Below are 9,320 nucleotides of genomic sequence, written 5' to 3' on the forward strand. Positions count from 1 at the left end.
CACCCGCCCATTCGCCCCGCAGCGACTCCTGAACGTGAGAAACCTGCCGAGGCCGACCCCGCCCCCACTCTCACTCCCACTCCTGCTGTGGGCAGGCGTTCCGCAGGGCGAGTGGGGTCTCCCCTGCTCGAGCGGAGCCTTGGGGAAGGGTGGGCACAGCCCTCAGCGCCGGGTGCCGATGAACACAGGGCCCAGAATCTCCTCCCCCGGGCCCCGCGCAGCTTCGTCGGCCGCGATGAGCAACTGGCGGCGCTCGAAGCCGCGGTGGCCGACAGCCCGGAAGGACCCATCGCGCTGCTCACCGGCCCCGCCGGGGTCGGCAAGACCGCCCTCGCCCTGCACTGGGCGCACCGCCAGGCGGCCCCCGACGGCCGCCTCTTCGCGGACCTCCGCGGCTACAGCGGCGGCGACCCCGCGCAGCCCGAGTGCGTCCTGCGGGAGTTCCTGCTCGCCCTCGGCGTCCCCCCGCAGGAGGTGCCCGGCGGCACCGAAGCCGCCGCGGCCCTGTACCGCTCCCTCGTCGCGGAGCGACGCCTCCTCGTCGTACTCGACAACGCACGGGACTCCGCCCAGGTCCGCCCCCTGCTGCCCGGCACCCCCCACGTGACCACCGTCGTCACCAGCCGCAACCGCCTCGACGGGCTCATCGCGTCGGACCTCGCGCGCCCCGTCCCGCTGGGCGTGCTCGGCGAGCGGGACGCCGCCGAGCTGTTCGTCCGCGCCCTGGGGCGGGCCGGCGACGCGGACGCCACCGCCGTACGCCAGGTCGCCCGCCTCTGCGACGGTCTGCCGCTCGCCCTGCGCATCGCCGCCGCCAGGCTCAGCGGCCGCCCCCAGTGGTCCGTCGCCGATCTCGCCTCCGAACTCGCCGACGGCCAGCGGCGGTTGGCGCTGCTCTCCGCCGAGGACACCGGCGTCGCCGCCGCCCTGCGCACCTCGGTGGACCGGCTGCCGGACAGCGACGCCTGGCTGCTCGCCTCGCTGGCCCGCGCGTTCACCCGTGACGTGGACGCGTACGCGGCGGCCGCCGTGGCGGGGACGGATGTCGCGGGCGCCCACGAGGGGCTCGACCGGCTCGCCGCCGCGCATCTGATCCAGGAGGAGTCGCCGGGGCGCTACGTCCTGCACGATCTCGTACGGCTCTACGCCCGCAGCCTGGACGGCCCCGCGGACGCCGACCGCCGTCTGGTCGACCACTGGCTGCGCTCCCTCGACGCCGCCGTCCGCGCCATCGACACCACCGGCTACCGCGACTGCCCGCTGCCCGCCGACTGCCGGCCGGGCCCGGTCCGCGCGTTCGCCGACCGGGACACCGCCCGCAGCTGGTTCGCCGCCGAGCAGGAGGCGCTGCGCGCGGCCGCGACCGCCGCCACGGCACTCGGCGACGACGACCGCGCCTGGCGCCTCGCCGTACTGATCTGGCCGCTGGTCCTGTGGCGCCCGCACCTCGGCTGGCGGGCCCCGCTCGAGCGCGCCCTGGAGGCGGCCGGGCGGGCCCGCAGCGACGAGGGCGTCGGGCGGCTGCACTCCACCCTGGGCGTCCTCCTCGTCGAGACCGGGCTCCACGAGGCGGCCCTGGGGCATCTGGAGAGCTCCCTGGATCCGCTGCACCGCGCGGGACTTCCCGAGATCGCCGCGCAGGTCCTCGTACTCATCGGCATCGCCCGCATCCACCTCGACGACCCCGACGGCGCCCTGCGCGCCCAGGAGGCGGCCCACCGCACGGCGCGCGAGAGCGGCCACTCCACGGCGGCGATGCTGGAGCACCACCACGCCGCCCAGCTCGCCCTCGCCCACGGCGACCCGGCGGCCGCCGCCGAGCACGCGGCCCGCGCCCTCGACGCGGTGCCGCCGGACGAGACCGCAGGCTGGCGGCCGCTGGTCTGGGAGTCGTACGGCATCGCCCTGCACCGCGCCGGGCTGCACCACGAAGCGCGCGAGGCCCTCCTGACCGCACTCAGCGTGACGGAGGAGGAGGACCTTCCGGCGCGCACCGCGGGGACGCTCACCCAGCTCGGCGAGGTGGCGTCCGTACTCGACGGACCCGAGCGCGGAGCGGACTACCGGCGCCGCGCGGAGGAGCTGCGGCGCTCCATCCCGGACCGTTAGCCGGGTGTTAGCGGGACGGCAGCGGCGGGCGGCAGGCTCCTTCCCGTAAGCCCGGCAAGGCCGACCTGACCGTCACACGGGGGAGTCACCACCATGCGCACCATCGCCCGCAAGAACACTGCCGTCGCCCTCGCGGCGGTCGCCGCCCTCTCGCTCTCGCTCACGGCCTGCAACAGCGGCGACGGCAGCGACGGCAGCGACGGCGGCGACAAGGCGTCGGGGTCCTCGTCGGGCGACTCGTCGAGCGGCGACAAGACGGCCACTGCGTTGGGCGGTTCGGGCGGTTCGGGCGGTTCGGATGATTCGGATGGTTCGGATGGTTCGGATGGTTCGGGCGGCGGTGAGGCCGCTCCTGCCGGTGACGGCGACTGCACGCTGGCCACCGCGAAGATCTCCCTGGACGAGACCGGCGGTTCCGCGCCCGTCGTCCTGCTCAAGCTCACCAACAACGGCGACAAGCGCTGCTCGGTCTACGGCGCCCCGTTCTTCAGCGACCCGACGGCGGGCAAGAACCTCCCGGTGGCCGAGGACACCCAGCCGCAGTCCGTGGTCGGCGTCGAGCCCGGCCAGTCCGCCTACGCCTCGATCAACCTCGCGGCCAAGGACTCCGGCGACACCCACCGCACCAAGACCTTCAACGTCACGCTCGGCGCGTCGGACGGCAAGGGCACGGACGGCCACGCCTCGGTCGACTCCCCCGGCCCCGCGGGCCTGCTCCTGGACAGCTCCTCGCGGATCACGTACTGGCAGAGCACCTCCGAGGACGCCCTGACGTGACGGCGCCCTCCCCATGACCCACAGCCGGCTCGTGTCCTCACTTCCCCCAAGTGGCACGGGCCGGCTGTGTCACTCCCGGCGCGGGGTAGTCATGGCGCCATGAGACTTCTCGTACGCGACAGGCTGCTCGGCATCGGCGACGACTACTGGATCGAGGACGACCACGGCCGCAAGGTCTTCCTCGTCGACGGCAAGGCGATGCGGCTGCGCGAGACCTTCGAGCTGAAGGACATGCAGGGCCGCGTCCTCATCTACATCCGCGCCAAGGTGCTGGCCCTGCGCGACACGATGGTCATCGAACGGGCGGGCGAGCCGCTGGCCACGGTCAAGCGCAAACGCCTCTCACTCCTGCGCAACCACTACCGCGTGGAACTTGTCGACGGCACGGAACTCGACGTCAGCGGCAAGATCCTCGACCGCGAGTTCGCCATCGAGTACGACGGCGAACTCCTGGCCGACATCTCCCGCCGCTGGTTCCGCGTCCGCGACACGTACGGCCTGCATGTCACGCGAGAGGACGCCGACCCGGCCCTGCTCCTGGCCATCACGGTCTGCGTGATCCGCCTGGCGGAGAAGGAACGGGGTGTGGACTAGCGCTTGGGTGTGTCCATCCCGAGGAGCCGGTCCTTCAGCGCCGGAAACTGCTCCCGAGTGGCCCCGACCTTCGAGGGGTCCAGGTCAACGGTGAGGACCTCCTCACCGTCCCCCGCCTCGGCCAGCACCTCACCCCACGGGTCGACAACAACGCTGTGCCCGGCCTGCGGCACGCCCGCGTGCGTCCCCCCGGTCCCACAGGCAAGGACGTACACCTGATCCTCGACAGCCCGCGCCCGCGCAAAGAGAAGCCAGTGCTCCCGCCGCCTGGCAGGCCACCCCGCCGGAACGACGAACATCTCGGCGCCCGCGTCGACAAGCCCCCGGAAGAGCTCGGGAAAGCGCAGGTCATAACAGGTGGCGAGCCCCAAGGTGGTGGACGGAAGGCGCACAGTGGCCAACTCCGCCCCCGCCGCCATCATGACGGCCTCCCCCTTGTCGAAGCCGAACCGGTGGATCTTCCGGTAGGCGGCGGCGAGTTCACCGTCGGGGGAGAAGACGAGAGAGGTGTTGTAGAGGGGGCCGTCAGGGTCCCGCTCCGGGATGGACCCGGCGTGCAGCCAGACGCCCGCGTCACTCGCCGCCTTCGCCATCGCCTCGTACGTGGGACCTTCCAGCGGCTCCGCCTCCGCCGCGAACGACTCGTACGCGAAAGCGCCGGTCGTCCACAGTTCGGGAAGAACGACGAGATCCGATCCCTCGCGCGCACTCACCTCACGTACCAGTGAAGCGACCCGCGACCGGCGGGAATTGACCGGTTCGTCCTCGTCTACGGCGATCTGGATGAGGGAGGCGCGCACACTACCACCGTCCTGGCATTCGAGCTGTCATTGCGGGCCTACGATCGTCACACGAAAGCACTGCCGGGGTGCCTGTGGGCAGCGTACTGTGACTTTCCGGGGGCGGCCCCCGGACCCCCACAAACGCGTCTCAGACACCCACCGCCCGCGTACGACCGTCGAGGGGTCCCGTGAGTCTCCATCCCAGCCTGCAAAACTACGCCGACGCCTGGACCCAATCAGTCACGGCGATATCCGAGCTGGTGTCGCCGCTCGCCGAGGGAGAGTGGAACTGGGCCACGCCCTGCCCCGGCTGGTCGGTGCGGGACATCGTCTCGCATGTCATAGGCCTGGACTGCGAGATGCTGGGCGACCCGCGCCCCATCCACACGCTGCCCCGCGACCTGTACCACGTACAGACCGAGGGCCAGCGGTACATGGAGATGCAGGTCGACGTGCGGCGCCACCACACCGCGCCCGAGATGACCTCCGAGCTCGAGTACACGATCATCCGCCGCTCTCGGCAGCTGCGGAACGAGTCGCGCGAGCCGGGCACGAAGATCCGCGGCCCGCTCGGCAGCGAGCAGACCCTCGAACTGGCCACGCGGATGCGCGCGTTCGACGTCTGGGTGCATGAACAGGATCTGCGTACGACGCTGAGGAAGCCCGGCAACCTGGACTCGCCCGGCGCGCTCGTGGCCCGCGACCTGCTCCTTCACGGACTGCCGAAGGTCGTCGCCAAGAAGGCTGGCGCGCCCGCGAATTCGGCGGTCGTCTTCGATGTGAGCGGTGCCGTCGAGTTCCTGCGCACGGTCCGCGTCGACGCCGAAGGCCACGCCACGGTCGACAGCGCCCCCTCGCTCGGCCCGCTCGCGACGCTGAGCCTGGACTGGGAGACGTACTTCCGTCTGGCGTGCGGCCGCATCTCGTACGCCTCGGTGACCGACCGCATCAAGATCGAGGGCGACCACGGTCTCGGCGAGGCGATCCTGCGGGAGTTCGCGGTCACGCCGTGAAATCCAGCCTGTCCGGCGTCTGAGGACCGGGGGTCCGGGGGCAGGGCCCCCGTGCCCGCCTCAGACAGGGACGTGCACGGCCTCGACCCTGCTGGCCACGAGCCGATCCCGCTCCCTGCGGACGGCACGCGTACGGAGCCGCAGGATCTGGCTCAGGCCGATCGCCTCGAGGACGAAGACCGCCGAGAAGGCGATCCGGTAGTTGTCACCGGTCGCGTCCAGGAGGACGCCGATGGCCAGCAGCGTGGTCATGGAGGCGACGAAGCCGCCCATGTTCACGATGCCGGACGCCGTGCCCTGCCGCTCCGGCGGATTCGCGGGCCGCGCGAAGTCGAAGCCGATCATGGACGCGGGGCCGCAGGCGCCGAGCACGGCGCACAGCGTGATGAGCAGCCACATCGGGGCGTGGTCGCCGGGGTAGTGGATCGTGACCGCCCACATGACCGCCGTCGCCGCGACGGTGCCGATGGCCAGCGGCGTACGCGCCGCGTGATGCCGGGCGACGATCTGGCCGTAGACCAGGCCGATCACCATGTTGGACAGCACCACGAGCGTGAGCAGCGTCCCGGCCGCCGCGCGCGTGAGCCCCTGCGCCTCGACGAGGAACGGCAGCCCCCACAGGAGCAGGAACACCATCGCGGGGAACTGCGTGGTGAAGTGCACCCACAGGCCGAGCCGGGTGCCGGGCTCGCGCCAGCTCAGGGCGATCTGCTTGCGTACGAAAGCCCCACCGGTGTGCCGCACGGGCTCCGGCTCGTGGCCCTCGGGGTGGTCCTTGAGGAACAGCGTCATCAGTACGAGGACGACGACGCCGCACAGCGCGCTGCCGGCGAAGGCGGCGGTCCAGCCGACGGAGTGCAGGAGCCGGGCGAGGACAAGGGTGGAGACGAGGTTGCCCGCCATGCCGACGAGCCCCGCGAACTGCGCGACCAGCGGGCCGCGCCGGGCCGGGAACCAGCGGGTGCCGAGCCGCAGGACGCTGATGAAGGTCAGCGCGTCACCGCAGCCGAGGAGGGCGCGGGATGCGAGGGCCATCGCATAGGAGGGAGAGAACGCGAAGCCGAGCTGGCCGAGCGTGAACAGCACGACCCCGATGGTCAGCACCCTCTTGGTGCCGAGCCGGTCGACCATCAGGCCGACGGGTATCTGCATCCCCGCGTACACGAGCAGTTGGAGGATGGAGAAGGTCGAGAGCGCGGACGCGTTGACGTGGAACCGGTCGGCGGCGTCGAGCCCGGCGACACCGAGCGAGGTGCGGAAGATGACGGCGACGAAGTAGACGGCGACGCCGATGCCCCAGACGAGGACGGCGCGCCTGCCACCGGGTGGGTCACCGGGGAGGGAGACGGGACCGGAGGCCGAGCTCATCGGACTTCGCCCCTGGCCAGGTTCTGGAACCACCCGACGTGCCGGGTGACCACCCGCTCCGCGGCCTCCGCGTCAGCCGCCCGCAGGGCTTCCAGGATCTCCTCGTGCTCGGCGAGCGTCTTGGCGATCCGGTCGGGATGGGACTGCATCACGGCGACGCCCATCCGCAACTGCCGGTCACGGAGCTGGTCGTACAGCCGCGCCAGAATCTCGTTGCCACCGCTCCGCACGATCTCGGCGTGAAAGCACCGGTCGGTCACGGCGGCAGCGGAGAGGTCCCCGGCGGCGGCCTGTTCCCGCTGCTGCCGCAGCAGTTCTTCGAGGCGCTCGATGAGCCCCGGCGGCGCAGGCACGGCCTTGCGCACCGAGTGCGTCTCCACGAGCAGCCGCGTCTCGACGACGTCGGCGATCTCCTGCGCGGAGACGGGCAGGACCAGCGCCCCCTTCTTGGGATAGAGCCGGAGCAGCCCCTCGACCTCCAGCTTCAGGAGGGCCTCCCGCACCGGGGTGCGGGACACCCCCACGGCCTCGGCGAGCTCGCCCTCGGTGAGCAGCGTGCCGCCCTCGTAGCGGCGGTCCAGTACGCCCTGCTTCACATGCGCGTAGACGCGCTCGGCGGCGGGCGGTGGCTTGACGGCGGGGGTCGTGGAGGCGGCGGGGACGGCTGGGGCGGCAGGCATGCGCACAGCATAGATACAACACGTACGCATCACATCGTCCATTCCACGATGCGGACATCACCCTCGCGGGGGCACATCCATCTGCCCCCGTCGTGAGTCGTACCATCTAGCGGCACCCTCATGTGGCCGCATTCCAGGGGCATTTGGAGCACAGAACTTGAACACCCCCATTAAGGGCATTCGACGCGTATCAGCCGTCATCGTCACCGCGGGAGCGGTGCTCGCGGGCGGAGCACTCACGACGCCGGCCCACGCCGCCGCACCGCCGAAGCCGTTCATCGCCGCCAAGGGCGGCTACGTGATGAACAACGGCACGGGCAAGTCCCTCTTCACCAAGGCCGCCGACACCCGCCGGTCCACCGGCTCCACCACCAAGATCATGACGGCCAAGGTGGTCCTTTCGCAGTCGAACCTCAACCTCGACTCCAAGGTCACGGTCCAGAAGGCCTACAGCGACTACATCGTCAAGAACACCGCCTCGTCCGCCCGGCTGATCGTCGGCGACAAGGTCACCGTCCGCCAGCTCCTGTACGGCCTGATGCTGCCGTCCGGCTGCGACGCGGCGTACGCGCTCGCCGACAAGTTCGGCAAGGGCTCGACCCGCGCGGCGCGCGTGAAGTCGTTCATCGGCAAGATGAACGCACAGGCCAAGACCCTCGGCCTGACGAACACCCACTTCGACTCGTTCGACGGCATCGGCGGCGCGGGCAACTACTCCACGCCCCGCGACCTGACGAAGCTCGCGAGCAGCGCGATGAAGAGCTCCACGTTCCGTACGGTCGTGAAGACGAAGTCGACGAAGCAGAAGGTCACCACGAAGAGCGGTGGCTACCGCTACATGTCGTGGAGCAACACGAACAACCTGCTCGGCAGCTACAGCGGCACGATCGGCGTGAAGACGGGCTCGGGCCCGCAGGCCAAGTACTGCCTGGTCTTCGCCGCGACCCGTAACGGCAAGACGGTCATCGGCACGGTCCTCACGTCCACCTCCGCGGCCAACCGCACGACGGACGCGAAGAAGCTGATGGACTACGGCTTCAAGGTGTAGCCCTTCGCGAAACAACCTTCTCGGTACGCGGACGGGGCCCCGCCACGGTGTGTGGCGGGGCCCCGTCCGCGTACGCGTGCCGCTGGGTCGCTGGGTCGCTACGCCCAGGTGATGAGCCGCTTGGGCTGCTCCAGGATCGCCGCGACGTCGGCGAGCACCTTGGAGCCGAGCTCGCCGTCGACCAGGCGGTGGTCGAAGGAGAGCGCGAGCGTCGTCACCTGGCGGGGCTTGACCTTGCCCTTGTGGACCCACGGCTGGAGCTTGATCGCGCCGACCGCGAGGATCGCGGACTCGCCGGGGTTCAGGATCGGTGTGCCCGTGTCGACGCCGAAGACGCCGACGTTCGTGATCGTGACCGTGCCGCCCTGCATCGCGGCCGGGGACGTCTTGCCCTCCCTGGCCGTGGAGACCAACTCGCCGAGGGACTCGGCCAGTTCGGGCAGCGTCTTGGCGTGCGCGTCCTTGATGTTCGGGACGAGCAGGCCGCGCGGCGTGGCGGCGGCGATGCCCAGGTTCACATAGTGCTTCTGGACGATCTCCTGATTCGCCTCGTCCCAGGCCGCGTTGACGTCCGGGTTGCGCCGGATCGCCACGAGCAGCGCCTTGGAGATGAGCAGGAGCGGGTTCACCCGCAGGCCCACGAAGGCCTTGTCCTGCTTGAGCTCCTCGACGAGCTTCATCGTCCGCGTCACGTCCACCGTCACGAACTCGGTGACGTGCGGCGCCGTGAACGCCGAGCCGATCATCGCCTGGGCCGTGGCCTTGCGGACGCCCTTGACGGGGATGCGGGTCTCGCGGGCGTCGGAGCTCACGGCGGCCGCCGGGGCGGTCGCGGGAGCCTGGGCCTGGGCCTGGGCCTGGGCCTGGGCCTGGGTCGCCGCCGGGTGCGGCGCGGCCACGGGGACGGCCGGCTCTTATACACGTCTGACGCTGCCGACGAATAGCCTTG

Annotated in this window: 8 protein-coding genes and 1 pseudogene; 5 read left to right on the top strand and 4 right to left on the bottom strand. The window is 71.1% G+C overall.

Annotated features, from left to right (window positions below):
- Positions 1-111 precede the first annotated feature (111 nt).
- The 3 genes from E2651_RS36875 (at position 112) to E2651_RS36885 (ending at position 3,480) form a co-directional block, all read left to right on the top strand.
- Positions 112-2,109, top strand: a complete 1,998-nt coding sequence (locus E2651_RS36875) for an AAA family ATPase (protein WP_348541692.1) — start codon at positions 112-114, stop codon at positions 2,107-2,109.
- Between the two features lie 93 nt (positions 2,110-2,202).
- Positions 2,203-2,886 (top strand): DUF4232 domain-containing protein, encoded by a 684-nt coding sequence (locus tag E2651_RS36880; RefSeq protein WP_135335628.1) that lies wholly within the window; start codon positions 2,203-2,205, stop codon positions 2,884-2,886.
- 99 nt (positions 2,887-2,985) lie between these two features.
- Positions 2,986-3,480 (top strand): LURP-one-related family protein, encoded by a 495-nt coding sequence (locus E2651_RS36885; protein ID WP_135335629.1) that lies wholly within the window; start codon positions 2,986-2,988, stop codon positions 3,478-3,480.
- Here E2651_RS36885 and E2651_RS36890 read toward each other — a convergent pair.
- On the bottom strand, positions 3,477-4,280 hold the full coding sequence (locus tag E2651_RS36890) for a carbon-nitrogen family hydrolase (RefSeq protein WP_135335630.1): 804 nt from the start codon (positions 4,278-4,280) through the stop codon (positions 3,477-3,479). The two genes, E2651_RS36885 and E2651_RS36890, sit on opposite strands and share 4 nt — an antisense overlap.
- A 170-nt stretch (positions 4,281-4,450) precedes the next feature.
- Between E2651_RS36890 and E2651_RS36895 the strand changes: the two genes are divergently transcribed.
- On the top strand, positions 4,451-5,275 hold the full coding sequence (locus E2651_RS36895) for a maleylpyruvate isomerase family mycothiol-dependent enzyme (RefSeq protein WP_135335631.1): 825 nt from the start codon (positions 4,451-4,453) through the stop codon (positions 5,273-5,275).
- A gap of 60 nt (positions 5,276-5,335) precedes the next feature.
- Here the strand turns inward: E2651_RS36895 and E2651_RS36900 are convergent, their stop codons facing one another.
- On the bottom strand, positions 5,336-6,643 hold the full coding sequence (locus tag E2651_RS36900; RefSeq protein WP_135335632.1) for an MFS transporter: 1,308 nt from the start codon (positions 6,641-6,643) through the stop codon (positions 5,336-5,338).
- On the bottom strand, positions 6,640-7,323 hold the full coding sequence (locus tag E2651_RS36905; RefSeq protein ID WP_135335633.1) for a GntR family transcriptional regulator: 684 nt from the start codon (positions 7,321-7,323) through the stop codon (positions 6,640-6,642). Before E2651_RS36905 ends, E2651_RS36900 begins: the two co-directional genes overlap by 4 nt.
- 157 nt (positions 7,324-7,480) lie before the next feature.
- Between E2651_RS36905 and E2651_RS36910 the strand changes: the two genes are divergently transcribed.
- On the top strand, positions 7,481-8,371 hold the full coding sequence (locus E2651_RS36910; protein ID WP_135335634.1) for a serine hydrolase: 891 nt from the start codon (positions 7,481-7,483) through the stop codon (positions 8,369-8,371).
- 98 nt (positions 8,372-8,469) lie between these two features.
- Here the strand turns inward: E2651_RS36910 and E2651_RS36915 are convergent.
- Positions 8,470-9,243 (bottom strand): annotated as a pseudogene (locus tag E2651_RS36915) (dihydrolipoamide acetyltransferase family protein); the annotation flags it as partial.
- Between the last annotated feature and the right edge of the window lie 77 nt (positions 9,244-9,320).

The organism is Streptomyces sp. MZ04 (assembly GCF_004684775.1).
In the GTDB taxonomy this organism is placed as follows: Bacteria; Actinomycetota; Actinomycetes; order Streptomycetales; family Streptomycetaceae; genus Streptomyces.